We start from the raw sequence: 26527 nt of genomic DNA, 5'->3' as shown, positions 1-26527 counted from the left end.
CGACGCAGTATGTGCCGCGATCAGGCCGGGTTGAGCAAGCTCAATGCAGCGCTACTCAATCGGTTCAAGCTGCCTCTGGGGCGTCATGGAAGAAAGGCCACATGCAGAATCTCAGACGGGCATTTTGGGGCAGTCTGGCGGCCCTCGCCCTGCTCTGGCTAATTGCCGAGCCCCAACTGCTTGGCCCGGGCTCCTTCTTTCCGCTTCGCGAGAGGATGGTGCAGTTGAGCGGGGTGCTGGCAATCGGTTGCATGAGCATGGCGATGATCCTCGCGTTACGACCGCGTTGGCCAGAGGCGTGGCTGGGCGGTCTCGACAAGATGTACCGCTTGCACAAATGGTTCGGCATCACCGCGCTAACGACTGCAGTTGTCCATTGGCTTTGGGCCAATGGGCCGAAATGGGCGGTCGGCTGGGGCTTGCTGGCGCGGCCGGAGCGGGGGGCCAGGCGATCGATTGAGAGCCCGATCGAGGGAGTTTTTTCGAGCTTACATGGATCGGCGGAGGGGCTGGGCGAATGGGCCTTCTACGGGACGGTGGTGCTGATCGCTCTGGCGCTCGTTCAACTGTTCCCGTACCGGTTCTTCTATAAGACGCATCGCCTCCTCGCCATTGCTTACCTGGTGCTGGTCTTTCACGCCGTTACGCTGATGAAGTTCAGCTATTGGATGTCGCCGCTGGGATGGATCTTGGGAGCGCTATTTGCCTACGGAGCGTGGGGCGCGGTTGTTGCGCTTTTGCGGCGCATCGGTGCTGGGCGCCAAATCAAAGGGAGGATCACCTCGCTCAAGTACTATCCCGGGGTCAGAGCGATAGAGACAGAAATCGAAGTGCCTCGGGGATGGCGCGGGCATAAACCCGGCCAGTTCGCTTTCGCTATGTCCAATCTCTCGGAGGGTGCCCATCCCTACACAATCGCCTCCGGATGGAACGCTCAAGATCCCAGGATCACCTTCATTACTAAGGAACGTGGCGACCACACCAGCCGTCTGAAGGAGAAGCTGTGTCTCGGGCAGGAAGTGAAGGTGGAAGGGCCCTATGGCTGCTTCACTTTCGATGACAACTGCGCGCACCAGATTTGGATCGGTGGTGGAATTGGCATCACTCCTTTCATCGCTCGCATGAAGGAGTTGAGCATGCTTAAAGGTACATCCGGCGTCGGCATTCCGCCGAGGGTGCACCTGTTTCACACCACAGCTGATGTCGACGAGGAGGCGCTGAGAAAGCTCGCAGCGGATGCACGATCAGCTGATGTGCACCTGCATGTTCTTATCGATACCCGTGACGGACGATTGAGTGGCGAACGCATACGCGAGGTGGTGCCGGAATGGCGCACTGCGAGCATCTGGTTTTGTGGTCCAACTGCCTTTGGTGAAGCCCTGAAGCAAGACTTTGGCGCGCACGGCTTTCGTGTGAAAGAGCGGTTCCACCAGGAGCTCTTCGCAATGCGATAGTAGGATGTTCGAATTGTCCGGACAATCTAGCCGAACAAATGCGGGAGCCAATAGGCCGCACCTGCGGCTAATCCGCCGACGAGCAGAGTTTGCAGCGCCGACTTGATCCTGTTGACGCCGGTGAACTGCCCTTTGACGGCCCCGAAGCAGAGCAGGGCGGCGCCGGTCGCAGCGACCGAGATCTGCAGCGCCGTTCCTATATTCTGGGTGAACATGTAGGGCACCAGCGGAATCAAGCCCCCGACAACGTAGGACCCTCCGATCGTGGCGGCGCTGATGGGCGCTCGCTTCGGATCGGGCCGCTCCAAGCCCAGCTCGAAGCGCATCATGAAATCTACCCATCGTTGTCGGTTTGACGAGATTGCGCCAACGACGGACTGTAGTGCATCGCCTTGGAGACCATACTCGCGAAAGATCCGTTCGACCTCCTCGGTCTCCCGGTCGCGCAGATGATCGATTTCCTGATGCTCGCGCTGTTCCTCGGCTGCGTAGTGCTCGGCGTCCGTACGTGCGGCGAGATACCCACCGAGCCCCATCGCTATTGCACCGGCAACGACTTCGGCGAGCCCCGCCGTGACGATGACGTCCGTGTTGGTCACTGCGGCCGACAGGCCAGCGGCCAGGGCAAACGGCACCGTGAGGCCATCGGCCATTCCAATCACGACGTCGCGGACGCTCTCGGAAGCGGTAAAGTGCTTTTCGACGTGCGGGGTGACGGGCATAGGAGCGCTCCTGGTCGGTAGAGTTTGGCGGTCAAGTTCGAAGAGAGCCGCTCAGTCGGCAGCCCTCTTGCGGCCGGAAATCATGGAAGCCACGCTTGAAGCTCGCGATCCGCACGCCGAGGACATGCGGCACGACCATGCCCGACGGTCAGGTTGGCCGATCGACCACGGCTCATTGGTGCCGTGAATCCTGTACAGCGTGTCCTTGCCATCCCTGAACAGATAGAGAGCACGCGCGCCGAGCGGATTTTGCGTGCCGCCCTCCATGCCTCGGGCCCACTTGATGCACTTGTCCGGCTCGCGGGCGATCATGTCCTTCGTGGGTGTCCAGCGCGGCCATTCGCGCTTCATCGCGACATTGGCGGTGCCCGACCAGGCCATGCCGGCCTTGCCGACACCTACGCCGTAGCGCAGGGCCTTGCCGCCTTCCTGAACCAGATAGAGGAAGCGGTTCTTCGGATCCACGACGACGGTCCCGGCCGGCTGTCCGGTCGGATCGTCGACGAGTTGACGCATGTAGCGGGCCTTCAGGTCGCCCGCCGGAACAGCCGCAATGGTGTAGGCGCCGTCTGAGACCGCGCCATATCGTGGCGCGGACGCCGGGGCATAAGTGGCGGCTGCCGCCTTGCGCATGATGTCCGAGTCGGAGACGCAGCCTGCCAACGCCGCCGGCAGAAACAATGCCGCAGCACAGACGGCCCATTGCTTTCGAAGCGTCATCTTTCTTCCCTTGGTACGGCCCATCGGCGCGCGTGGGACCAGTCTCGATCCGCAGCTTAAGCCAGGCTTAAGAGCGGCTCCGTTGCTCACTTCTTTGCTGCGCGGGCGCGCGCGTCGGCGGCGACGCGTTTGAAGCCTTCGTAGTTCAGTGCCTGCGTCACGCGGTACTGACCGACGATGTAGGCGGGCGTGCCCATCAGCCTGAGCGAGTCGGCTTGGGCCAGGTTGCGTCGCAGGAGCTTGGTGATTTCGTCGCCGTGGGCCTGGAGATCGGCATCCAGACGATCCATGTCGACCCCGGACTTCGCGATCGCCTCCCGCATCCGCTCGGCGGGTATCTTCGGCCCCGGAATTCCCATCATCGCGAGATGCGCGGCGTCGTAGCGGTTCTGATACTTCGCGGCCAGCGCCCACTGCGCACCCTTGATCGAATCCGGCGTGAGGATCGGCCAGTCCTTGTAGACAAGGCGAATCTTGCCGTCGGCCTTCACCAGCCGCTCGAGTTCGGGCTCCGCCTGTTTGCAGAAGGGGCAGTTATAGTCGAAGAAGACCACGATCGTCAGATCGCCCTTCGGGTTGCCCGCGGTGGGCGCGGCCGCATCGTAGAGGATGGCTTCGCGCGAAATGTCCGCCTCGGTGGGAGCGTCGTCTGCGTGCGCGGGGCCGACCATGTAGCGGATGCCCGCGACGGCGATCATCTGGGCGAGCGTGCGTCTGGAGATATGCCGAAGCATGTTGTCTTCCTTATTCTGGGAGTTGAGGTCAGTCGGCCGCGGCGGCCGCCGTCAGTTTTCCGAGCAGGGCTGCGGCATCGACGGCGCCAATGATTTTGACCGCGGGATCGACATTTCCGTGCGTGCCGAACAGCAGGATCGTCGGCGGTCCGACGATGTCGAAGCGTTTCATCAGGGCTCGACTCGCCTCGTCGACGACGGTCACGTCGGCACGAACCATTCTGAAATCTTGCAGCTGCGCACGTACTTCAGGCGTTCGCAGGACGGCATCCATGACCCGACATTCGACACACCACTCTGCCGAGAAGTCGAGCAAGAGGGGCTTTCCGTCCGTGCGGGCCGCGGCGAGTTCTTCGTGCAGCGCGGCGACCGATCGAATCGTCCGGACTGGTGCTTCGGATGCGGTCTCGCGCGTCACGAACGGATCGAGAATGCGGGTGGCGTCGAGGCTGTCGTCGCCTGCCGATCCGATCATCAGAGCCGAACCGATCAGGAGCGCGATGGTGGCCAGACCCATGGAGCCGAAGCGCCATCGGCCGTGCGCCATCAGGAACTGCGTTCCGAAATAGACGGAGACGCCCGTCGCGAGTGCGCCCCAGAGCTGCAGCGTGGTCTGCTGCGACAAAACGCGAGAGAAGATCGAGATCGCGACGGCCAGCAGGATGAACCCGAAGGCATGCCTGACGCGGACGAGCCAGGGCCCAGGTTTCGGCAGAAAGCGGGGGCCCAGCGCCCCGAAGACCAGAAGCGGCATTCCCATGCCGACGCCGAATACGAAAAGGGCAGACATGCCACGCACGACGTCGCCGGTCCGCGCGACGTACAGCAGGGCGGTTGCGAGCGGAGGTGTCACGCAGGGGCCGGCGATCAGCGCCGATCCGAATCCGAGAACGGCGGCGGCGGCCAACGGCCCGCGCCTGCCTTCGGAGGCCGCGCCCGATATCCGCCCGACCAAGGCGGCCGGCAGCTGGATTTCGAACAGGCCGAACATGGATAGCGAGAGGATGACGAGAACGGCGCTCATTGCGCCGAGCGCGATCGGCGTCTGCAGCAGGATCTGCAGGTTGTCTGCGGATCCGGACCAGGCGGCGAACGCGCCGAGCGCCGCGTAGGCCGACGCCGACGCGCCGACGAACATCGCAGCCAGGGTGAGACCGCGACCGAACGAAAGATGGTCCTGCGACCTGGCCATCAAGCCAAAGAAGATCGGCACCAGCGGGAAGGTGCAGGGTGAGAACGACAACAGAACTCCGAATCCGAAGAACGAGACCAGCATGCCGCCGAGCGTCACCCAGGAGGAGATGTCCCGGTCAGGGCTTGGCGCGGCGTTCGTCGAAAGGCGATGGTCCGATCCGCCCGCGACGTCCGGCGCGTCCACGAACTCTGACGAGGATCCGGATGAGGTCGCGCCGTTTTCGTCTCGATCCTTGATTGCCAGGGTCTGCAGGTCGATCGTCTTGGCGACCGGCGGGTAGCAGATTTGGTATTGCTCCGCACAGCCCTGATAAGTCACTGCGATCTCGCGCAGCCCTCGCAAGTCGGCAGATGGGATCTGGGCTTTGGCGGAATTCCGATAGATCTGCTGCGGCCCGAAATCGGGATCGTCCTTCGGTTCTCCTTGGGGAGTCTGGACCGACACAGGGGTCCCGGGGGGCATCGCGTTCTTGGCGACGATCATTGCGCGGTAGAGATAGCTGCCCGGCCCTATCACCCACGTGAGCGACAGCCCCGCGTCGCCGCGCGAAACCTTCAATTGGAAGGCCTTGTCGGCGGGAGGCGGCGTTCCCGCCTCCGCCTGCGCGAGCGGTAACATGAGAACGAACAATAAGATGGATAGTCGCTGAAAGCCCGGCATGTTGGGCGGCGGCCCTGCGTTTTGTGAGCGGATGCCGCGGCTTGGATAGGCTACCTTAAGCCAGCCTTAAGGCTGGCGACCGAGAGGAACCTCGGAGGTATTGATGCGCATACTTGTCGTCGAAGACGATCCGATCCTGGCCGACGGTCTGCGGGCGGGCCTGTCGTTGACGGGTGCGACGGTCGACGCAGTCGAAACCTGCGAGGATGCCGACCACGCGCTTGCGGCGTCGCGCTACTCCGCGGTCGTGCTCGATATCATGCTGCCGGATGGAAGCGGTCTAGATCTGCTGCGCAGGCTCCGGAGTCGGCGCGACGCAACGCCCGTGCTGCTTCTGACCGCGCGTGATAGCGTTGGCGACAAGGTTTTGGGGTTGGATTCCGGTGCCGACGACTATCTGGCGAAACCCTTCGATCTCGATGAGCTGGCAGCGCGCCTGCGCGCCATTGTCCGCCGGGAAGGCGGTCGTGCGGCTCCGGCCATGACCCACGGCGCCATCGTGCTCTCGCCTGCTGATCTCTCCGTCACCGTCGCGGGCGAGCCGATCAACCTGTCGCGCCGCGAGTTCGCGATCCTGGCGGCTCTGATGGAGCGTCCGGAGCAGGTTCGTTCCCGCGCCGAACTTGAGGAGCGCCTCTACGGATGGCAGGAAGACGTCGAGAGCAATGCCGTCGAGGTCCACATTCACAATCTCCGCAACAAGATCGGCAAAGACGCGATTCAGACGCTGCGTGGCGTAGGCTATCGGATGGGGACGGGCCGATGAGGTCCCTGAGACTGAGATTGTTCGCGATGCTGCTCGCAGCGACCGGGATTGTCTGGTTGGCGGCGGTCATCTGGATCTACGTCGGAACGCGTGACGAAGTGGAGCATGTTCTCGACACGCGCCTGCAGGAGGCCGCGCGCATGGTGGCCTCTCTGGCGTCCGGCTTCGATGCTCTTCCCGGGGCCTCGACATCCGCCGCGATGCAGCCCCTCGGCAGCTACGAACGGCAACTGTCATGCCAGATCTGGTCTCTCGATGGCCGCATGGTCGCGAAATCGAGCGGCGCACCCGATCAGCAGCTCTCACCTGCCGCCTCAGGATTCTCGGACCGGATCATCGACGGCGAACCCTGGCGCGTGTTCTCGGTCGAGGATGCCGATCACAATCTGCGCGTGATGGTGGGGGACCGTGTTGGGCTGCGGGAGCGGCTGGGGACCGACCTGATCAAGGGGCTGATGTGGCCGGCGCTTCTCATCGCGCCGCTGCTCGGCGCTGCGATCTGGGCGAGCGTGGGGCAGGGTCTTCGTCCCTTGCGGCAGATGGCCCTGGACCTCGGTGCGCGCGAGCCGGACGACATGCGGCACGTCGAAACCGAACGCGCTCCGACCGAGGTCAGGCCGCTCGCGGTCGCCCTGAATGGCCTTCTCAGCAGAGTGGAAGCCGCGCGTAGGCATGAACGCGAAGTGACCGCCTTCGCGGCGCACGAACTGCGCACGCCGCTGGCAGGACTGAAGACGCAGGCCCAGGTGGCTCTGGCCGCAGACGACCCCAAGGTCGTGCGCGCGGCGCTCGAACAGATCGTGACAGCCGTCGACAGGAGCACGCGCCTGGTGCGCCAACTGCTGACAATCGCAAGGCTGGACTCCGATACGGTCGATGCACCCTTGGCGCCGGTCGCGGTCGGTCCGCTTCTCGAGGAGATCGTCGCCGCCACTCCCAGGCACGAACGGACGACGGTGACGATCGACGCCAGCGTCCGGGCCATGGTGCTGAATACGAATGCCGACTGCCTCCAGCTCGCGCTGCGGAACCTGCACGAAAACGCGATGCAGTACACGAGCGAGGGACGGGTCGTCTGGATGGCCCGGGGTAATGCCATCGCCATCGAGGACGAAGGGCCGGGGATCCCCGCCGACGAACTCGATCAAATCGGAAAGCGCTTCTTCCGGGGTCGACTGAGGAGCCCGATCGGAAGTGGGCTGGGCCTTGCCATCGTCAAGCTCGCGCTCGCCAAGGTGGGAGCGAAACTCACCATATCGAACCGCGAAGGGCGCAGCGGCACTCGGTCGGAGCTGACGTTCGACGTCTGATCAGCGACCGGTGCCGCGGCATGAACGATCGTCTGGGGCCTACACGCAGGTCTGCGCGCCGCCCTTGAGTTTGACGGGGATGGTGAGATAGCGCACCCCGTTGGCTTCGGCCGGCGGGAATTTGCCGGCGCGGATGTTGACCTGAATGGAAGGTAGCAGCAGCTTCGGTGCCGACAGTTTGGTGTCGCGCGCCTGCCGCATCGCTACGAATTCGTCTTCCGATACACCGTCTTTGACGTGGACGTTGTTCTCGCGCTGCTCGCGTACCGTGGTCTCCCACGCGAACGTATCACGGCCGGGCGCCTTGTAGTCGTGACACATGAACAGTCGTGTTTCCGGCGACAGCGCCAGCAGCCGCTTGATGGAACGGTAAAGCTTGTGAGCATCGCCGCCGGGGAAGTCGGCGCGCGCGGTGCCGTAGTCGGGCATGAACAAAGTGTCGCCGACGAACACCGCATCCTCGATCTTGTAGGAGATGTCTGCCGGCGTGTGCCCCGGAGTATAGAGAACCTCGACCTCGAGTTCGCCGACCTTGAAGCGTTCGCCGTCGCGGAACAGATGATCGAAATCGCTGCCGTCGGTCTTCAAGTCGGTAACCTTGAAGATCGGCCGGAAGATGCGTTGGACGTCCTTGATGTGCTCCCCGATGCCGATCTTCGCGCCAGTCTTTGCCTTGATGAACGGCGCGCCCGAGAGATGGTCGGCATGCGCGTGCGTCTCCAGCACCCATTCGATGGTGTTGCCGGCATCTTCCGCAGCCTTCAGCATCGCCTCGACGGATCGCGTGTCCGCCTCGCCCGAACTGTGGTCGTAGTCGAGCACCGGGTCGATGATGGCGGCCTTTTTCGTTGCGGGATCGCCGACCAGGTAGCTCACCGTGTTGGTCGGCTCGTCGAAGAATGATCGGATGATGGGTCGTGACATGTCTGGAACCTCCTGATGTCAGCGTCCGGTTGTCTTGACGGATATATTAGCAATAGCTAAATAAGCAATATCTAAAGTAACGGAGATGGACCGATGGCGTCCCCAACGTTTGATCCGGAAACCTTCGAGAAGCAGGCCGTCGAGGTTGCCGCCATCTTGCGGGCGCTGGCCAATGAGCGTCGGTTGATGATCCTGTGCAGGCTGGTTGAATGCGGCGAGGACAACGTGAGTTCCCTCGCTGAAGCCGTCGGCCTGTCGCAATCGGCCCTGTCTCAGCACCTTGCGAAAATGCGCGAGGAGGGGCTCGTCGCGTTCCGCAGGGAGAGCCAAACGCTCTGGTATCGCATTGCCGATCCGCGTATCGAGCAACTCTTCGCCACGTTCTACAGGCTATTTTGCGCGCCTGTCAGAGCGAAGCGCAGATAAGCCAACAGAAGGAGCCAAGAATGTCGCTACCCGCAATCAATCCAGCACAGGCGCGTAATCTCGTCGAGAAGGGCGCTATCCTCATCGACATCCGCGAAGCGGATGAGCATGCCCGCGAACGGATCGTGGGCGCTCGAAACCTGCCTCTGTCGAAGCTCGATCAGGCCGATCTTGCGGCGCATCAGGGTAAGCAGGTCATTTTCCACTGCAAGAGCGGCGCCCGTACACAGATCAACGCGTCGCGGCTCGCGTCGAAACTGAACGGAAGCTGCGAAGCCTTCATCGTGGCAGGCGGACTCGATGCATGGCGCAAGGCGGGGCTGCCGGTTGAAAGCGTGCGCCGTTGAGCCAAGGTCTCGACCTCCTCGGCGCCGGACTGATCGTCGCTACGACCTGCCCTATGGCCGCCTTGATGTGATCGCCTTGGCATTGCCGGACTACCAGGTGCGGTGGCTGCCTGATGGCAATTGAGGAACGCACGATGCTATCCCTGACCCAAGGCGCGCTTGGTGTAGCCTCCGGTTCGCTGGTCGGCTTCTCGCTCGGCCTCGTCGGAGGCGACGGGTCGATTCTGGCCGTTCCGCTCCTGATCTATCTGGTCGGGGTCGCGGATCCTCATGTCGCGATCGGGACCAGCGCCATCGCGGTTGCGGCGAATGCCGCCGCCAACCTGGCGAACCACGTCCGCGCCGGCAACGTGAAGTGGCGCTGCGCCTCGGTGTTCGCGCTCGCTGGTATAGCCGGCGCCTTTCTTGGCTCCACTCTCGGCAAGATCGTCGATGGTCAGAATCTTCTCGCGCTGTTCGCGATCGTCATGATGGCGGTGGGCGCGCTGATGCTGAGGGGCCGTTCCGGCGAGGGGGAGCCCTCGGTGAGACTCAACCGGGAAAATCTGCCGAAGCTTGCGGGCTTGGGCCTCGCCACAGGAGCCTTGTCCGGCTTCTTCGGGATTGGCGGCGGCTTCCTGATCGTGCCCGCTCTGATCGCCGCCACCGGCATGCCGATCTTGTACGCCGTGGGTTCTTCTCTCCTGGCGGTCACCGTGTTCGGGCTGACAACTGCGGCGAACTACGCTGTGTCCGGCCTGGTGGATTGGTCTCTCGCGGGGCTGTTCATCGTCGGCGGCGTTGTTGGAGGGCTTCTCGGCGCCCGCTCCGCAACTTCCCTTGCTGGCCACAAGGGCGCGTTGAACACCGTGTTTGCGGCGCTCATATTCGCGGTTGCGATCTACATGCTGGTCCGCAGCCTAGGCCTCATTTGACGGATTACCAGTGGTCTGCTTCTCAGAGCCGTCCGGCGAGAGACAACTGCTGTTGTGCCGGTTTTCCAAGCATTCATCGAGTGCTTGCAGGGGGCGGCGGTCGGAACGAAGTTTATCGCTTCAATGTAGCCCGTTGTATCCCCAAGGTCTATTGGCAAGGGTGTGTGGTGAAAAGCACGGGCTACATTTCTGTGCTAAGCTATTGAAAATACTGGTGCCGACTGAGGGGATTGAACCCCCGACCTTCGGTTTACAAAACCGCTGCTCTACCGCTGAGCTAAGCCGGCGACGCCTGAAAACGCGGGCAGGGCCGGCATGGGCCGGGGCTGTCCACCCGTGCGCGCCGCAATACCAGACTTGATCGGAAAGTGCCAGAACCCAAGGCCGCCCTCGCGGACATGAATCAGGCGGCCCTGAAGGCCGCCTGACGTCGCGCTTTCGATTTGGATCGCCTTACTGGCAGATGTGCCGGCGGCCGTCTTCGCCCTTGAACCAGGTGCCGGGCGTACAGACGAAGCCGTTGCGCTGGGCGTAGGTGCGGGTGTCCCAGCCGCGGTTGTCCCACCGATTGTCGTAGGCATAGGAATTGTCCCAAGCGCGGAACGGCGCGGTCGCAATCGCCCCAGCGGTACCGATCGCCGCGCCGGCTACGCCAGCCGCGACGTCGGTCGGCCAGAAGCCGGTACGGCTCCTGTTCCAGTCATTATTCCAGTCGCCGCTGCTCTGACGATAGGAATTGGCCTGGCGATAGGACACGCGGCGATGACGATATCCGCTGTCGGTGTACGGATTTCCAGGGCCGAGATTCTGGCAGTTGGCATTGGGGAATTGCGCCGAGCAGCGGCCCGGATTGGTGACGACCGCCTGCGCCATAGCAGAGCCGGCCAGCATGGTCGCCGCAAGCGCCGTGGCCCCGAGAAGCTTGATGTTCATGGTTGTTGGCTCCCATTTTGTTGACGGGGGCTAAACGCCGAAGGCGCCGGACGTTCCGGTGCAACCTGTGGATTTTCGCAAGCGGACGGTCAAACGGATGTGAGCGCACCGCACGGTTCCGTGCGGCGAGGCCTTGCGCCGTTAACGCTTCGCTAGCTCGCTCTGCAGCATTTGAGCGGCGCGCGATCCTTACACATTAGGCTTACCGGAATTTGGTGAGCGGGCCTTAACCCTCTCTGCGTCGCGATCGGTTAGGTTGCCGCCTGAATAACCGGGGTCTTCTTATGCGCGCTATGGCGCTCGCCGCCTGCCTGATCGGATTGCCTGCGACGGCGTTTGCGGGAGGCTTCGACGTCGTCGTTCCCGGCCGTCCGGGAGTGCCGATCATCATCAACAACATCGACGCGTCCTACGCCGTGGTCGAGGGTGTCTGGGGCCTCGGCAAGAACCAGCAGGTGCAGCCCACGATCTATGGCGGGCGCTACGTCGCCGAGCGGCAGCCCGACAATGTCGGCCATTATTATCCGACGCTGGGACTGCGGCCCGGCTATGGCCGGCTCGAGGTCGAGCCGCCCGCGAACCGCAAACTGCCCAAGCCCGCCGAGAGCTATTACCAGAGCTGGGGCGCGCAATCGGCGCCGCTGCCGCCGCAGATGGACGTCCCCGTCAATCCGCCGGCGGTGATCCTTGCGCCCGAGATCAACGAGCGTCCGCGGCCTCGGCCCCATGTCCAAGAGCCCGGCAGGCCGCCGGGTTGAGAAACGTCAAAATCCAACAAACAGAAATCAACAGGAGAGAGTAATGCGTCAAATGATTTCGGGTCTGGTCGCGGCGGCTGCCGTGATGTTCGCCGCCACCGGGCCCGCTGCGGCCTGCGGCTTCACCACCTGCGCGCCGGTTGCGCCGGTCTATTCCGGCTGCAACACCGGCTGCGGCGGTTATGGTTACGGCTATGGCTATGGTGCCTATGAGCGTCTCGCCGAGCCGACCACGCAGTATTACTATGTCAACCAGGGCCCGACCTATACCGGCCCGGGCGCCTTCGCGCCTTATCCGACCTACCGTGAAGACGCGGTCGTCGCGCCCGCCAATTACGGCTATGGCTATCGCGCCACTGTCGCTCCCTATCACCGCCCGTATTACCGTCCGTACCGCTACGGCTACGGCCCGCGCTACGGCTACCTGCCGCGCACGCATTATGGCTACGGTCCGCGTTACGGCTACGCCCACCGCCACGCGCCCTATTACGGCGGCCATCGCGCGCTGCGCCGCTACTACTGATCCCTGACCGGCTGAAAGCTGCAAAGCGCTCGTTCGCATGATGCGGACGGGCGCTTTGTCTTGTCTAAAGCGCGGAAAACCGCTTCGCACTTCTCCGGATCGTGCTCTACCGCTTCATCAGCCCCAGCCGGCTGGCGCCGACATAGAGCGAGAGCACGGCGGCATTCGACACGTTGAGGCTCTTGATCTCGCCGGGCATGTCGAGCCGCGCCACGACGCTGCAGGTCTCGCGAGTCAATTGCCGCAGACCTTTTCCTTCGGCGCCGAGCACGAGTGCCAGCGGCTCGCGCAACGCGACCTCCGACAGATCCTCGCTGCCCTCGCTGTCGAGCCCAACGGTCTGGAACCCGCGTTCGTTCAGCGCAGTGAGCGCGCGGGCGAGGTTCTGCACGGTGACAACAGGCACCAGCTCGAGCGCACCGGAGGCGGCCTTGGCCAGCACGCCGGTCGCTTCCGGACTGTGGCGCGCGGTGGTGACGATCGCCTTCACCGCGAACGCGGCAGCCGAGCGCAGGATGGCGCCGACATTGTGGGGGTCCGTGATCTGGTCGAGCACCAGCACCATGCCCTCCTGCTTCAGGGTCTCGATATCGGGCGAGGGCAGGGGATCGGCCTCGGCGAGCAGCCCCTGATGCACCGCGTCGGGCGACAGCAGGCGGTCGATCTCCTGAGGCCGAACGATCTCAGGCGTGAGGCGGGTTTCGATGTTCTCTTCCGCAAGCCGCCGGGCCGCATTCTCGGTCAGCGTCAGCTTGCGGATCCGGCGCGCGGGATTGGCCAGCGCCATGGTGACGGTGTGCCAGCCATAGAGGATGACGGGTCCGTCGGGGTGCGAATCGCGGTCGCGCCAGGCCGGCCGGCCGGCCGATTTTCCGGGCCTGTTGAAGGGCTTAGCCCCGCCGCGAGGACCCCTTGGGGTGAATTTTCGATCCTTCATGGGCTCGCTTGTGTCACGGGTCCCCGAATATGGCAATTTGAGTGCCCGCTAGGGTGATTTTAGCTGTTCGCCTCGGTTGACTTTGCCCCACCGCTTCGCCCATAAACGCGCCCGGTCGCGCCCCCATCCGGGCTGTCGCGGCCTTCACGTTCCATGGCCGTCTTCGGTCCGCCGGCAAGGTCCGGCCCGATTGTGCTGCCGTCGAGCGGGGGAGTGTCCCGAGTGGCAAAGGGAGCTGACTGTAAATCAGCCGCCTCATGGCTTCGCAGGTTCGAGTCCTGCCTCCCCCCCCAGCCTTCGCTCGCTTCGCGAGCTACGGCGAGGCAAGCCAGCCAAGATCGTCGTCACGCGAAGCTAGCGAAGACTGTCAAGCTATTGCGTCGACCTGACGTCTGATTTTCGCGCGACTCAAAAAGCACATGCTGGTGGACGTTGCTCCAGGTCAAAATCACTCGGTAGGAGCTCTCGACGTAGGTTGCCTTTTCCGATCAGCAGCAGGCCGTCGCCTCCAAGAAATATTGAAGCCAGCCGCCGGCCGGGCCATTCGCCAAGAAGCGGCCGCCTCTAGAGATTGTGACTGCATCATACCCGTTGCCCAACTCCAGTTAGGCTGAAATCTCCAATCTGGAAAAATGCCGAACTTAATCCCATGCGGTCAGGCGGCCCATGTCAAATGCTGATGAGCCGGGAGCCGGCTTGCATCGGCGGCTTTTCAGTCGCCATTACGAATTGAGGTCCCAAAAAAAGACCCTGTCGTTTGTCACTGCCGAATACCAACTGCCATAGTACATGTCAGCATCGTGTATCTGTCCATTTACCCAGATGTCAGTATGGCCGATGGTACTGGTGTCTGTCGGTTCAAATATGATCACCCCGTTCCGGCTCCCTATTTTAGACGTGTTCGAAAACATCTGTCCGGAGCCGTACCTGTTATTGAGGTACTGCCGAAGATCGAGCGTTGAAAAAATATACTCCCAACCGTCGTCGTCCATAAGAACCCGAACTTTTTTGACGAGCACGCCACCTTTTCCATAGTCGCCATCGCAATTGATATAGTGACCATCGACATGGTTGAATGCCCAACTGATTTTCGAAGCGCACGTATTCTTGTGCCCTGGTTCGTCGTGAAACTTCTTTATGGGGCCGTTGATCATTGTCTTGAAATCGTCGGTCATGCTCGGATGTTTAGCCAGCAAAGCGCTGTAGCCGATATTGATAAAGCCCATGATCTCCCCTTGCCGTTGGACCCTTAGCGGGTGTTCGATGAGAGGGTTATGCGTGTGCACACAATTGTGGGTTCGGTTATCTTGCCTTAGCCGTTGGGTTGGTCAATGGCTTTTGCCGAAGTGTCCGAACCCGCCACCTGTTTCGCTGTCTTCCAAGAGTGGCCGGAATGGCAGAGCCAATCCAGCTCGCTGGTATCGTCGGCACCTGCGGCCTCTGTGGGCGCAACTTGCGCCTGTCTATTGAGGGAAGGGGATCGTGTCGGGCTCGGCGCCCCGCGTGTTCAGTCGGACTCCGCGAACATCGCGACGAGCGTCTCGCGCAGCCAGCGCTGCGCCGGCACCGTGTCGTTGCGCTGGTGCCAGAACAGGCTGACGATGCGCGGCGGCGCACGAAGCGGAAGCGGCATGGCGTGCAGGAGCGGCGCATGCCTTGATTGCGAGCGCAAATCGCTCGGCAGCACGGCGATCAGGTCGGATTGGCGCACGACCTCGTAGGCCGCGCTATAATGATTGACGGTCGCGACCAGGTTGCGCGACAGCCCGCGCGAGGCGAGGAACAAGTCGTAGGACGGCATCGTCTTTCCGGCGAGGCTGACGTCGACATGGCCTGCGCTGAGGAAGGTCCGCGTGCTCAGCCGTTTCTGGGCGGCGAGCGGATGGCCGCGCCGCATGAAGCAGGCGTAGTCGACCGTCCACAGCGAGCGCGAGCGAATGGCGGCCGGCTGCTGCGCCTCGTTGACATAGACGCTGAGCACGCAGTCCACCCTGTTGTCCTCGAGCTGGTCGGCGATCTCGACGACGGTATTGGGCACGGTGTGGACGCGCGACTTCGGCGCAATCTTGCCGAAATGGCTGAGCAGGTTCGGCATGACGAGCGAGGAGACGTAGTCCGACATCGACAGGCTGAACTCGGTCTGCGCGCGTGCGGGATCGAACACCTGCTCGTCGAGCGCACCGCGGACGCTTTCCAGCGCCTCGCCGATCGGCTCCCACAGCACCACGGCGCGCTGGGTCGGGCGGATGCCGGTGCCGGCGCGCACGAACAGGGGATCGCCGAGCGCGTCGCGCAGCCGCGCGAGCGCGTTGCTGACCGCGGGCTGGGTCATCCGCAGCGCATTCGCGGCGCGCGTGACGCTGCCCTCGGTCATCAGCGCCTCGAAGACTTTCAGGAGGTTGAGGTCGAGCGCGCGGAACGACACAAGCATTCACCACAGTGATATATCAGATCATGATTATAAATTATGACGATAATGTCACTTTGTCTATGGTTCCCTCCCGAGCGGCGCGCCGGGCCGTGAAAATCGAAGGGGACTTTCATGTCGATGATATCGGCGCGCATCGAGCGCCTTCCGTACGCCCGCTTCCACACGCATCTGCTGCTGATGGGCGGGCTCGGCTACATGTTCGACGCGATGGACGCGGCGGTGCTGGCCTTCATCCTGCCGGTGCTGCGCACGGCGTGGAATCTGACGAGCGTGCAGATCGGCGTGCTCGGCAGCAGCACCTATATCGGCTTCCTGTTCGGCGCGCTGCTGGCGGGCACGCTCGGCGATCTGATCGGCCGTCGTGCGGTGATGATGTCGGCGCTGGCGCTCTATTGTGCGGCATCGATCGTCAGCGCGGCGGTGGACAGCTGGCCGTCCTTCTTCGCCGCCCGCGTTGTCGCCGGCATGGGCACCGGTGCGGAGAGCGCGATCATCGCGCCTTATCTCGCCGAGTTCGTCGCACGGCGCTTCCGCGGCAGCTTCACCGGCGCGCTGGCCGGCTTCTTCTCCTTTGGCTTCGTCGCTGCGGCCTTGCTCGGCTATTTCATCGTGCCCGCCTATGACAATGGCTGGCGCATCGTGCTCGTCATCACCGCGGTGCCGGTCGTCATGCTGTTGTGGTGGCGCAGGGCGCTGCCGGAATCGCCGCGCTGGCTCGAAAGCCAGGGCAGGGCGAAGGAAGCCGAGGCGGTGCTGGACAGGATCGAAGCCGGCTTCGCGCGCCAGGGGCTGCTACTGCCGCAGCCGGTCGTCGATGTCGTCAGCCCGCCCGTCGCAGGGGGAACACTGCTTGCCAATTTTGCCGCACTGCTCGCGGGGCGGCAGGCGCGCATCACCATCATGACCTGGATCATGTGGCTCGCGATCACCTTCAGCTATTATTCCTTCTTCGTCTGGATCCCCGGCCTCCTGGTCCAGAACGGCATGAGCATCACCAAGAGCTTTGCCTATTCGATCGCGATCTATTGCGCGCAGATTCCGGGCTATTTCAGCGCAGCCTGGTTCAACGAGCGCATCGGCCGGCAGGCGACGATCGCGTGCTACATGGTGCTCGGCGGCGTCAGCGCGCTCGGGCTCGCCTTCGCGCAGAGCGACCAGCACATCATGGTCGCCGGGATCTTGCTGTCGTTCTTCATGAACGGCACCTATGCCGGCGTCTACGCCTATACGGCGGAGGTGTTCCCGACGCCGGTGCGGACGACCGGCGCCGGGCTTGCCTCGGCGATCGGCCGCATTGGCGCCATCGTCTCGCCGATCCTGGTCGGCTATCTCTATCCCAATTTCGGCTTTGCCGGCGTGTTCGGCATCACCACCAGCGTCCTGCTGATCGGCGCACTGACCGTCGTGGTGATGGGCGTGCCGACCCGCGGCCGTTCGCTGGAAGACATCGCCGCGGGCGAAGTCGCATGAGGGAGGCGACACGCCGGGCCGATCCGCTACTCGGCGCCGTGGCGGCGGCGCAGGGCAGGGTGGATCAGCCGGAGGCGCTGTTCGCGGCGCTGGATCAGGCTCTGAAATCGGCGATCGGGCACAAGCTGTTCACGATCCTGACCTATGATGACGGCAGCGGGGAAGCCGCGCGGATCTATTCCAACCGTCCCGGACCTTACCCGACGGGCGGGCGCAAGCGCCTGACCACTGGCCCGTGGACCGAGGCCGTGCTCGATCGCGGCGAAGCCTATGTCGGTTACACGATCGAGGATCTGCGCAACGTGTTTCCCGATCACGAGCTGATCGCTTCACTCGGCTGCGAGAGCGTGCTCAACATGCCCGTGCGCTGGCGCGGGCGCACGCTCGGCTCGCTCAACCTGCTCCACGAGGCGGGCTGGTACGGCGAGGACGATGTCGCCGCCTGCCTTCCGTTCGCTCAGCTCGCATTGCCCGCGCTGCTCACTCCGTCCTGACCCCGGGAATAACGACCATGCCCAGCACCCTCTTCAAGAATGCCGCGCTGCTCGATCCGCTTCAGCCGGATCTGCTGGAAGGCCATCACGTGCTGGTCGAGGACAACGTCATCAAGGAGGTCTCGGACCGGCCGCTCCAGGTCGCCGCCGATCGCACCATCGACCTCAAGGGCAAGACGCTGATGCCCGGCCTGATCGACCTGCATGTACATGCGATCGCGGTCGAGCTCAATCTGGCGCAGCAGGTGCACATGCCGAACGTGCTGGTGACGCTGCGCTCGACGCTGCTGTTGCGCGGCATGCTGCGGCGCGGCTTCACCACCGTTCGCGATGCGGGCGGCGCCGGCCATGCGCTGAAGCAGGCCATCGAGACCGGCCTCACCGACGGTCCGAGGCTGTTCGTTTCCGGCCGTGCGCTGAGCCAGACCGGCGGGCACGGCGACATGCGGGCGCGCTCGGACTTTCTCGCGAGCGATGCGCCGTGTCCGTGCTGCGTGCGTGTCGGCGCGCTTGCGCGCGTCGCCGACGGTGTCGACGGCGTGCGCAAGGCCGCGCGAGAGGAGCTGCAGATGGGCGCCGACCAGATCAAGATCATGGCGTCCGGCGGCGTTGCCTCGCCGACCGACCCGGTCGGCGCGTTCGGCTATTCCGAGGACGAGATCCGCGCCATCGTCGAGGAGGCGCGCGGGCGCCAGACCTATGTGCTCGCCCATGCCTACACCGCAGCTGCTATCGAGCGTGCGGTTCGCTGCGGCGTGCGCACCATCGAGCACGGCAATCTGGTCGATGCGCCGACCGCGCGGCTGATGGCCGAGCAGGGCGCCTATGTGGTGCCGACGCTCGTCACCTACGAGGCGCTGGCTAGCGAGGGCGCCCAATACGGCCTGCCGCCGGAGAGCGTCGCCAAGATCGCCGATGTCCGCGACGCCGGCCTGCGCTCGCTCGCGATCTATCGCGACGCCGGCGTGAAGATGGGTTTTGGCAGCGATCTGCTCGGGCCGTCGCAGCGCCTGCAGAGCGACGAATTCCGCATCCGCGCCGAAATCCTCGGCTCGCGCGCCGTGATCGCCAGTGCCACGGTGATCGGCGCCGAGGTGCTCGGCATGGAAGGCAAGCTCGGCCGGATCGCGCCAGAGGCACTCGCGGACCTGCTGGTGGTCGACGGCAATCCGCTGCGCGATGTCGCCTGCCTGCTCGGCCAGGGCGAGCATATCCCGCTGGTGATGAAGGCGGGCAAGGTTCAGTTCGACAGGTTGGACGCGTAACTACCGCCACATCCCGCGCATCTTGGCCCCGATGTCGATCTTCGGCCCCTGCGCGGCGGATCGCGCCGCCCCCGCCGAGGACTTCGGCCAGGCGGTACGCTCGAACAGATAGACCAGCTGCTCCGGAATGAAGCGGGTGCGCGAGGCGTAGACGTGGCGGTCGCCCTTGGCGGCCTGGCCGTGGGTGAAGAAGCGCTGGGGAACGACGAGGTGGAGATCGTCCTTGGCGCGCGTCATCGCGACATAGAGCAGCCGGCGCTCCTCCTCGAGCTCGGCGCTGGTGCCGGCGCCGAGGTCGGACGGCATGCATCCGTCGACGACGTTGAGCACGAACACCGATTTCCACTCCTGGCCCTTGGCGGAGTGGATGGTGGAGAGGATCAGATAGTCCTCGTCGCGCAAGGGCGGGCCTGATTTGTCACTGGTCGCGTCCGGAGGATCGAGCGTGAGCTCGGTCAGGAATTTTTCGCGCGACGAATAGCCGCTCGCGATCTGCTCGAGCTGCATCAGATCGGCCCGGCGCGTCTCGGAATCCTCGTGGATGCGGTCGAGATGCGGCTCGTACCAGAGCCGCACGCGCTCGAGATCAACAGGCCATTCCGAATAACGCAGATTTCCGACCGTGCGGACGAAGTCGGTCCAGTCCGCGCCGGTGCGCGCCGGCACCGGAAGCTGGCCGAGCGTATGAAGCGGATCGGTGCTTTCTGCCATCTGGTCGAGCACGCGCTGCGCGGTTGCAGGCCCAATGCCCGGCAACAGATGCAGGATGCGGAAACCGGCCACCCGGTCGCGCGGATTTTCGGCAAAGCGCAGCAGCGCCAGCATGTCCTTGACGTGGGCGGCATCGAGGAATTTCAGTCCGCCGAACTTGACGAAGGGGATGTTACGGCGGGTCAGCTCGATCTCGAGCGGGCCGGAATGCGAGGAGGTGCGGAACAGCACCGCCTGGTGCTTGAGCAGCGCGCCTTGCTCGCGGTTGGCCAGCACTTCCTCGACGATGTAGCGCGCCTGATCGGCTTCGTCGTGCACCGTGACGAGCTGCGGCTTCCGCCCCGAGCTGCGGTCGGTCCACAGGTTCTTGGTGAAGCGCTCGCGTGCGAGGCCAATGACGCCGTTGGCCGCTGCCAGCACCGCTTGCGTCGAGCGGTAGTTGCGGTCGAGCGTGATCATGTCCGCGCGGGGCGAGAAGCTCTGCGGAAACTCCAGGATGTTGCGCACGGTGGCGGCGCGGAACGAATAGATCGACTGCGCGTCGTCGCCGACCACGGTGAGCCCGCGTCCGTCCGGCTTCAGCGCCAGCAGGATCGAGGATTGCAGGCGGTTGGTGTCCTGGTATTCGTCGACCAGCACGTGATCGAAGCGGCTGCCGATCTCATCGGCGATCAGCGCGTCGCTCATCATCTGCGACCAGTACAGCAGCAAATCGTCGTAATCGAGCACATGCTGGGCCTGCTTGGCCTCGACGTAAGCGGCGAACAGGCCCTTCAGCTCGGCGGCCCATCCCGCACACCAGGGATAATGTTGGCCGAGCACCTTCTCGATCTCCATCTCGGCATTGACGCAGCGCGAGTAGATCGACAGGCAGGTGCCCTTGGCGGGAAAGCGGCTTTCGGTCTTCGACAGTCCGCGCTCGTGCCGGACCAGGTTCATCAGGTCGGCGGAATCCTCGCGGTCGTGAATGGTGAAGGCGGGATCGACGCCGATCCGCTCGGCATATTCGCGCAGCAGCCGCGCGCCGATGCCGTGGAAGGTGCCGGCCCAGGTGAGCGCGTCGCGCATGATCGCGGCGTTGTTCTCCCCCAGCACCTTGCGGGCGATCCGCTCGACCCGGCCGGCCATCTCGGCCGCGGCGCGGCGCGAAAACGTCATCAGCAGGATGCGGCGCGGATCCGCACCGGCGACGATCAGATGCGCGACGCGATGGGCCAGCGTGTTGGTCTTGCCGGACCCGGCGCCGGCAATGACGAGCAGGGGGGCGCCCACGGTTGCGCCATCGGCCACGCCATGCTCGACGGCGCGGCGCTGCTCCGCATTGAGCGTGTCCAGATATGTCGCCACGAATCGCCCCGGTGAAAGGGTGAGAGTCGGCGATCCCGGCGCGAATCGCAATGCGGCTGGACGGAACCGGTGTTAAGACCTAGGGGAAAGAGGGTCCGAAGGTTCCAGCCCGAAAAGTGCACCCGGCATGACCGAGCTCAAGCCCGACCAGTTCGAGATGCGGCGGCTGGAATCGCTCAGCAACACGATTTTCGGCGTCGCCATGACGCTTCTCGCCTACGACCTGCCCAAGGCGGCGGTCTTCACCAGCGCGCCGGACTGGAGCGACCTCGCCCATGTCTATTCCGGCAGGCTCGCCGGCTTCGCGCTCAGCTTCATCATCGCCGGCGTATTCTGGATCAGCCATCACCGGCGGCTGGCGCGCCCGCCTGTCGGCAGCCGCGGCGCGGTGATCCTCAATCTGTTCTTCCTGCTCTCGATCGTGCTGCTGCCGGTGACCAACGGCCTCTACACCAATTACGCCACGAGCAGCGCGGTCGCGGTGCTCTACGGCCTGCACCTGTCGGCGATCGCCGGCCTCAATGCCTGGCTGTGGTGGACGATCCTGGGCGGTTGGCGCCATGAGATCATGGCCGCGCTGTTTCCGCTGCTGGTGTTCATCCCGGGCACGATCGTTGCGGCGTTCGCCCCGCGCGTCGCGCCCTTCTTGTGGTTCGTCGCGTTCGGCGGAATCGTGATCCAGCGCTTCTACACTGCACGGACCGCGCCGGACGCCTAGCTCACCCCGCTGTCGCGCCGAACCCATCGGCTGGCACGTAAAGCTTGACCGGGCGGATTTCGTAGACCGCCGTCGGATTGACCGCACGCAGCTTCCGCGCCGCCGCGATCGCCTCGTCCTCGCTGGCGCATTCCATCAGGTGGAAGCCCAGAAGCTGCTCCTTGGTCTCGGCAAACGGCCCGTCCAGCACCATGCCCGCGCCCGGGCCACGCAAGGTGCGGGCCTTTCGGGTCTCATCCAGACGGGCAGCCGGCCCAAACTGTCCGCTTGCCCGCAAGGGCGCCTGAACCTCGATGACCTTGGCTACGACCGCGGCATCCTGCTCCGGCGTCCAGGACAGGAGCTCCTCTTCCACGTGATAGGCCAGGATGGCGTACAGCATCGTCACCTCGTCGTTTTTTTTCGCACAGACCCCAAGGACGTAGCACGGGCGGCCGTGCCGACAATCCCCACGCATAAAATATTGCGTGGTCGTGCCGCCACGAAACCGTCCTGAAACGCGATTGCGGCCTGGCTGCGTGAACGCCGCCGGAAGCGATTGCGACTGATGACCACAAACAACAAGGCTTTTGCTGGAGGCGGCTATGTCGGGTCACACCATCAAGATCATCTGCGACGCGCGTCGGGCGGGACGGTCGGAGCCGGCCGACCTGCACGATCAGGCCGGCCATCATCGCTATTACGGCAGCTCGGCCGAGAACGTCGGCGAGCGGATCGTGGAGAGCCGGCGCGGCAAGCGCCCGCGCGTGCTCAACATTCTCGGCTTCTGAATCCTCTGACGCGACCGTCTTTCCACCATGGACGTCCTGCAGATATCGATCGCGGCGATGCCGTTTCTCGTCTCGCTCGTGAGCCGCAACAGCAAGGCCATCGCGCCGTGCCTGCTCGCGAGCATTTTCACCGTGCTCCTCGGTGGGGAGCCGCACCGCGCAGTCATGGCCTGGTGTGTCGGCATCTTGATCGCCGCCGTAGCCTTGCGCGAGCGGCTTCGCGCGAGCTGACGCGTGGCTCTCACGGCGCGCTCAGGACTTGCTTGACCAGCACCTCGCGCAGCGCCGCCAGTTCGCCGCTCGCCTCCATCTGGGCGATCGCCTTTCCCACCTTCGGCGCCAGATCGCGGTGGCGTTCATGCAGGTAGTGGTAGATGTGGATCCGCTCGAGCGGCGGCGAAAGCGGGTAGATCCTGGCCTGCAGATTGAGCTTCCTCACCGCGGCAAGACCGCTGAAGAGGTCGGTCACCATCACGTCGAAACGGTCGGCGTCGAGCATCCTGACCATGTTGTCGAGGCTGCTGGTCGCGGTCACGCGGGCCATGCCGCGCGTGCCTGCTTCCGAGGAGCCGACGCCGCGGACGATGCCGATGCTGTAATCCTTGATCGAGTCCCAGCCGGCGACGTCGAACCGGAGCTTGGTCGCGAACACCGTGGGCTCGATGTAGTTGATCGCCGGCGTGATCTGGATCAGTGTCGGGTAATCGCGCGAGAGCGCGCCGATCCGCTGGATCTCGCCGTCGACCTCGCCGGCGCTCGACAGCGCGAGCGCGCGCTTGCCAGGGACGTCCTCGAATTCCAGCCTGATGTTCAGCTTGGCATAGACGGCTCGCAGCATCTCGCCGCCGACATATTGATCGGGGATGTCGGCGATGCGCGCCAGCCGGATCACGTCCTGTGCCTGCAACGGACCGGCTGCGAGCAACGACAGGCAGGCGACGACTAGCCGCCACATCAGGCGCCTCCTTCGGCCGCGCATTGCTACCACTGGATTCGGACGCCCGCGCGATCTACCGCAAGTTGGCACTTGCGCGCCGGCAACCGTTACCGCCCGCCATGCGAGCCATTCCGGACTTTCACCGATGTCATTCTAACACGCGCAGTGCTAGCTTGCGCAGAAATCCTGCCGTTGCGCGCAAGACATGACCCGCCGACCTCGAGCCGCTTCCCGGGCCGACAGGGTGATTGCGCGCATCGGGTGACGAGGCAGGCGTCTCAACCTTGGACTGCTCGAAACTGCAACCGGTGGACCGGAGCAGAGAGCCGCCATTTCGGGGACGTGGTGCATGGCCAACGCAGGTGACGAGGACGCCAAGCGCAGCCGCGCCATCGCGCCGGCGGCTGCGAAGCCGGGTCTGACTGGCATCGGCGCCCCGCTTGCGCCTTCGATGATCGCATCGCTGCCGTCGCGGCTCTTCAACTGGTCGCGCAGCGGCGTCGGACCGCGGCTGCTCGCGGCCGTGCTGCTGTTCTCTTCGGTCGTTACGCTGACGCTGACCGCGCTCCAGCTCTATCTCGACTACGATCGCGAGGTCGGTCTGATCGAGACGCGACTCGACGAGATCGGCCGCAGCACGACCGGCAGCCTCGGCGAGAGCCTGTGGAATCTCGACCAGAACCAGCTCAAGCTCCAGCTCGACGGCATCCTGCGGCTGCCCGACATCCGCGCCGCCGAGGTGCGCGAGATTGCCGATCGTCCCAATCCGATCCGTCTTGCAGTCGGCGAGCCCGGCACCCGCTCGGTCGTGATGCGCGACTATCCCTTGACCTACGGCGTGCAGGGGAGCGCACGCGGGATCGGCGTGCTCCACGTCGAGGCCACGCTGACCGACGTCTATCAGCATCTGCTGAACCGGGCCGTGGTCATTCTGGCGAGCCAGGCCGCGAAGACGTTTCTCGTCTCCTTGTTCATCATCTACATGGTCCATCTGCTGGTGACGCGACATCTGGTCGCCATCGCCGAGTTCGTCAGCAAGTACAATCTGGCGCGGCCGCCACCGCCTTTGCGCCTGGAGCGCCGGCCGCCTTACGACGCCGACGAGTTGGACAAGGTGATCGACGCCTTCAACGCTATGTGCGCAACCCTCGAGCGAGCCTATGGCGAGCTGCGCGAAGCCAATGCCAATCTCGAGCGTGACCTGACCATCCGGCGGCGCGCCGAAGCGGACGCGCGGGCGAGCGAACAGCGTTTCCGCGACTATGCCGAGACCGCGTCCGACTGGTTCTGGGAGACCGGGCCGGATCATAAGTTTACCTACCTCTCTGACCGGGTGATTGCCTTCGGTATGGATCCCCACGTGCGGATCGGCACGCGTCGTATCGATACTGCGCTTGACCGCGAGACTGAGTCGGAGAAATGGCGCGCGCATCTGGCGACGCTCGACCGCCACGAGCCGTTCCGCAAATTCGAATATCGCGGGCGCGATGCGCGCGGGCGGATGCATCATTTCAGCGTCAACGGCCAGCCGGTTTTCGACGCCGACGGACGCTTCCTGGGCTACCGCGGCTCCGCGACTGACCTCACCGCGCAGCACGAAACCGAGGAGCGCTTACGTCAATCCCAGAAGATGGACGCGATCGGCCAGCTCACGGGTGGCGTCGCGCACGATTTCAACAATGTGCTCACGGTCATCACCGGCACCATCGAGATCATCCGGGACGGGCTTGCGGACAAGCCCGAGCTCGCCGCGATCGCGCAACTGATCGACGATGCGGCTGCCCGTGGCGCGGAGATTACCTCGCAGCTCCTGACCTTCGCGCGTCGCCAGCCGCTGGAGCCGCGCGAGATCGACGTCAACGCCCTCGTGATCGAGACCGCGAAGCTGCTCAAGCCGACCCTCGGCGAGCACATCGCGATCGAGACCCGGCTCGCCGACGACGCCTGGTCCGCAATGGCAGATCCGTCGCAGCTCTCCTCCGCGATCGTCAACCTCGCCGTCAATGCGCGTGACGCGATGCCGGGCGGCGGCAGGCTCGTCCTCGAAACTGCAAACCGGGAGCTCGACGGCACGAGCGGCGATGGCGCCGTGCGCGGCGCCTTCGTGATGGTTGCGGTCAGCGACACCGGTCACGGCATTCCACCCGACATCCGCGAGCGCGTGTTCGAGCCGTTCTTCACCACCAAGGGCGTCGGTCGCGGCACCGGGCTCGGGCTCAGCATGGTCTACGGCTTTGCCAAGCAGTCCGGCGGCACCGTCGCCATCGAGAGCGAGGAGGGGCGTGGCACGGTGATCCGCCTGTTCCTGCCGCGGTCGATGGGCGAGGCGCCGGCCAGGACGGCGCCGGTTCAGGCGCTCGCCACGGCACGCGGGCACGAGGTGATCCTCGTGGTCGAGGATGATCCGCTGGTGCAGGGCTATGTCATCGCCCAGCTCGGCAGCCTCGGCTATCGCACACTTGTGGCCGGCGACGGCGCATCGGCATTGGCGCTGGTCGACCAGGGCGCCAAATTCGACCTCCTGTTCACGGACATCATCATGCCCGGCGGCATGAACGGGCGGGAGTTGGCGGAGGCCGTGCGCCTCCGCCGGCCCGGCGTGAAGGTGCTTTACACCTCGGGCTATAGCGATGACGCCATCGTTCATGAAGGGCATCTGGATCCCGGTGTGGCCCTGCTCGGAAAACCCTACCGGAAGTCGGAGCTGTCGCAGAAGATTCGCGAGGTGCTTGCCGGCGAGCCGCCGGCCTGAGTCGCGCGACCGACGAAAAGGCGCGGCGGGAAGGCCCCGTCGCGCCCGATTTCGTGCTCGCTGGTCCAGAGCTGAGAGCGCCCCGATGCCAAGCCCTTATTCAAAGCTCAGCGGGCGATCCCAGCGAGGTGACAGCGCTTGGTAAAAGACACTGGATCACCTCCTTTCGTTGGTTTCGGAAGACCTCAATATAGGCGGCATTGCCGCCACTGTTAAGGGGCGGCGGGTCCGGAGGAACCGGCGCGGTCGGCAAGGCCGGGGACGACGCCGCAAAGCGGCGTCCTGGCAGTTGAGACCGCCGCCCGGCCG

At 64.3% G+C, this 26527-nt stretch carries 27 protein-coding genes and 2 tRNA genes; 16 read left to right on the top strand and 13 right to left on the bottom strand.

Annotation, left to right across the window (positions count from 1 at the left end):
- Positions 1-101 precede the first annotated feature (101 nt).
- Complete coding sequence (locus X268_RS19435) at positions 102-1454, top strand: ferredoxin reductase family protein (RefSeq protein ID WP_128926411.1); 1353 nt, start codon at positions 102-104, stop codon at positions 1452-1454.
- 26 nt (positions 1455-1480) lie between these two features.
- Here X268_RS19435 and X268_RS19430 read toward each other — a convergent pair whose 3' ends face one another.
- From X268_RS19430 to dsbD, 4 genes are all read right to left on the bottom strand, one after another.
- Entirely contained in the window at positions 1481-2176 is a 696-nt protein-coding gene (locus X268_RS19430; protein WP_128926410.1) for a VIT1/CCC1 transporter family protein, read from the bottom strand.
- Between the two features lie 51 nt (positions 2177-2227).
- Entirely contained in the window at positions 2228-2896 is a 669-nt protein-coding gene (locus tag X268_RS19425) for a L,D-transpeptidase (RefSeq protein ID WP_128926409.1), read from the bottom strand.
- An 86-nt stretch (positions 2897-2982) separates the two neighbouring features.
- Complete coding sequence (locus tag X268_RS19420; RefSeq protein ID WP_164938161.1) at positions 2983-3618, bottom strand: DsbA family protein; 636 nt, start codon at positions 3616-3618, stop codon at positions 2983-2985.
- A gap of 40 nt (positions 3619-3658) precedes the next feature.
- Entirely contained in the window at positions 3659-5485 is a 1827-nt protein-coding gene (dsbD, locus tag X268_RS19415) for a protein-disulfide reductase DsbD (RefSeq protein ID WP_128926407.1), read from the bottom strand.
- A gap of 103 nt (positions 5486-5588) precedes the next feature.
- On the opposite strand from dsbD, the gene X268_RS19410 reads away from it, so the two are divergent.
- Positions 5589-6251 (top strand): response regulator, encoded by a 663-nt coding sequence (locus tag X268_RS19410; protein ID WP_128926406.1) that lies wholly within the window; start codon positions 5589-5591, stop codon positions 6249-6251.
- Positions 6248-7561 (top strand): ATP-binding protein, encoded by a 1314-nt coding sequence (locus tag X268_RS19405; RefSeq protein WP_128926405.1) that lies wholly within the window; start codon positions 6248-6250, stop codon positions 7559-7561. The genes X268_RS19410 and X268_RS19405 overlap by 4 nt, the downstream gene beginning before the upstream one ends.
- Positions 7562-7600: 39 nt before the next feature.
- Here X268_RS19405 and X268_RS19400 read toward each other — a convergent pair whose 3' ends face one another.
- Positions 7601-8485, bottom strand: a complete 885-nt coding sequence (locus X268_RS19400; RefSeq protein ID WP_128926404.1) for an MBL fold metallo-hydrolase — start codon at positions 8483-8485, stop codon at positions 7601-7603.
- 93 nt (positions 8486-8578) lie between these two features.
- On the opposite strand from X268_RS19400, the gene X268_RS19395 reads away from it, so the two are divergent.
- The 3 genes from X268_RS19395 to X268_RS19385 all read left to right on the top strand — a co-directional run bounded on the left by X268_RS19395 (position 8579) and on the right by X268_RS19385 (position 10172).
- A complete protein-coding gene (locus X268_RS19395; RefSeq protein WP_128926403.1) occupies positions 8579-8911 on the top strand; it encodes an ArsR/SmtB family transcription factor in 333 nt (110 codons plus the stop codon).
- A gap of 20 nt (positions 8912-8931) precedes the next feature.
- A complete protein-coding gene (locus X268_RS19390) occupies positions 8932-9258 on the top strand; it encodes a rhodanese-like domain-containing protein (protein ID WP_245477555.1) in 327 nt (108 codons plus the stop codon).
- A 134-nt stretch (positions 9259-9392) separates the two neighbouring features.
- A complete protein-coding gene (locus X268_RS19385) occupies positions 9393-10172 on the top strand; it encodes a sulfite exporter TauE/SafE family protein (protein ID WP_128926402.1) in 780 nt (259 codons plus the stop codon).
- 212 nt (positions 10173-10384) lie between these two features.
- Here X268_RS19385 and X268_RS19380 read toward each other — a convergent pair.
- Together X268_RS19380 and X268_RS19375 are read right to left on the bottom strand one after the other, a co-directional pair.
- A tRNA-Thr gene (locus tag X268_RS19380) sits at positions 10385-10459 on the bottom strand.
- A gap of 166 nt (positions 10460-10625) precedes the next feature.
- Complete coding sequence (locus X268_RS19375) at positions 10626-11105, bottom strand: hypothetical protein (RefSeq protein WP_128926401.1); 480 nt, start codon at positions 11103-11105, stop codon at positions 10626-10628.
- Positions 11106-11389: 284 nt separating this feature from the next.
- On the opposite strand from X268_RS19375, the gene X268_RS19370 reads away from it, so the two are divergent.
- On the top strand, positions 11390-11863 hold the full coding sequence (locus tag X268_RS19370; RefSeq protein WP_128926400.1) for a hypothetical protein: 474 nt from the start codon (positions 11390-11392) through the stop codon (positions 11861-11863).
- Positions 11864-11906: 43 nt separating this feature from the next.
- Positions 11907-12386, top strand: coding sequence for a hypothetical protein (locus tag X268_RS19365; protein ID WP_128926399.1), 480 nt, complete (start codon positions 11907-11909; stop codon positions 12384-12386).
- A gap of 106 nt (positions 12387-12492) precedes the next feature.
- Here X268_RS19365 and rlmB read toward each other — a convergent pair whose 3' ends face one another.
- Complete coding sequence (rlmB, locus tag X268_RS19360) at positions 12493-13323, bottom strand: 23S rRNA (guanosine(2251)-2'-O)-methyltransferase RlmB (protein ID WP_164937813.1); 831 nt, start codon at positions 13321-13323, stop codon at positions 12493-12495.
- Between the two features lie 207 nt (positions 13324-13530).
- Between rlmB and X268_RS19355 the strand changes: the two genes are divergently transcribed.
- Positions 13531-13616 (top strand) — tRNA-Tyr (locus X268_RS19355).
- Between the two features lie 429 nt (positions 13617-14045).
- Here X268_RS19355 and X268_RS19350 read toward each other — a convergent pair.
- Positions 14046-14549, bottom strand: a complete 504-nt coding sequence (locus X268_RS19350) for a T6SS effector amidase Tae4 family protein (RefSeq protein WP_128926397.1) — start codon at positions 14547-14549, stop codon at positions 14046-14048.
- Between the two features lie 281 nt (positions 14550-14830).
- Positions 14831-15754, bottom strand: coding sequence for a LysR family transcriptional regulator (locus X268_RS19345; RefSeq protein WP_128926396.1), 924 nt, complete (start codon positions 15752-15754; stop codon positions 14831-14833).
- Positions 15755-15865: 111 nt separating this feature from the next.
- On the opposite strand from X268_RS19345, the gene X268_RS19340 reads away from it, so the two are divergent.
- Genes X268_RS19340 through X268_RS19330 form a run of 3 tightly spaced genes read left to right on the top strand, consistent with a single transcriptional unit; the run spans position 15866 to position 18983 of the window.
- Entirely contained in the window at positions 15866-17224 is a 1359-nt protein-coding gene (locus X268_RS19340; RefSeq protein WP_128926395.1) for an MFS transporter, read from the top strand.
- Entirely contained in the window at positions 17221-17718 is a 498-nt protein-coding gene (locus X268_RS19335) for a GAF domain-containing protein (RefSeq protein ID WP_128926394.1), read from the top strand. The genes X268_RS19340 and X268_RS19335 overlap by 4 nt, the downstream gene beginning before the upstream one ends.
- Before the next feature lie 17 nt (positions 17719-17735).
- Positions 17736-18983 (top strand): metal-dependent hydrolase family protein, encoded by a 1248-nt coding sequence (locus X268_RS19330; RefSeq protein ID WP_128926393.1) that lies wholly within the window; start codon positions 17736-17738, stop codon positions 18981-18983.
- On the opposite strand, the gene X268_RS19325 is transcribed toward X268_RS19330, so the two are convergent.
- Positions 18984-21041 carry an ATP-dependent helicase gene (locus tag X268_RS19325; protein ID WP_128926392.1) on the bottom strand — a complete coding sequence of 686 codons (2058 nt, stop codon included), beginning with the start codon at positions 21039-21041 and terminating at the stop codon, positions 18984-18986.
- A gap of 127 nt (positions 21042-21168) precedes the next feature.
- Here X268_RS19325 and X268_RS19320 point away from each other — a divergent pair, with 127 nt between their 5' ends.
- Positions 21169-21759 carry a TMEM175 family protein gene (locus tag X268_RS19320; RefSeq protein WP_128926391.1) on the top strand — a complete coding sequence of 197 codons (591 nt, stop codon included), beginning with the start codon at positions 21169-21171 and terminating at the stop codon, positions 21757-21759.
- A gap of 1 nt (position 21760) precedes the next feature.
- Here X268_RS19320 and X268_RS19315 read toward each other — a convergent pair whose 3' ends face one another.
- Entirely contained in the window at positions 21761-22141 is a 381-nt protein-coding gene (locus tag X268_RS19315) for a YciI family protein (protein WP_128926390.1), read from the bottom strand.
- 202 nt (positions 22142-22343) lie between these two features.
- On the opposite strand from X268_RS19315, the gene X268_RS19310 reads away from it, so the two are divergent.
- Positions 22344-22529: a hypothetical protein gene (locus X268_RS19310; RefSeq protein WP_128926389.1), complete on the top strand. Its 186-nt coding sequence runs from the start codon at positions 22344-22346 to the stop codon at positions 22527-22529.
- 27 nt (positions 22530-22556) lie between these two features.
- Complete coding sequence (locus X268_RS19305) at positions 22557-22760, top strand: hypothetical protein (protein ID WP_128926388.1); 204 nt, start codon at positions 22557-22559, stop codon at positions 22758-22760.
- Between the two features lie 10 nt (positions 22761-22770).
- On the opposite strand, the gene X268_RS19300 is transcribed toward X268_RS19305, so the two are convergent.
- Entirely contained in the window at positions 22771-23484 is a 714-nt protein-coding gene (locus X268_RS19300) for a substrate-binding periplasmic protein (protein WP_164937812.1), read from the bottom strand.
- Positions 23485-23815: 331 nt separating this feature from the next.
- On the opposite strand from X268_RS19300, the gene X268_RS19295 reads away from it, so the two are divergent.
- Positions 23816-26218: an ATP-binding protein gene (locus X268_RS19295; RefSeq protein WP_128926387.1), complete on the top strand. Its 2403-nt coding sequence runs from the start codon at positions 23816-23818 to the stop codon at positions 26216-26218.
- Positions 26219-26527 lie beyond the last annotated feature (309 nt).

Source organism: Bradyrhizobium guangxiense (assembly GCF_004114915.1).
Taxonomy (GTDB): domain Bacteria; phylum Pseudomonadota; class Alphaproteobacteria; order Rhizobiales; family Xanthobacteraceae; genus Bradyrhizobium; species Bradyrhizobium guangxiense.
This window is presented reverse-complemented; position numbering and strand designations above follow the sequence as displayed.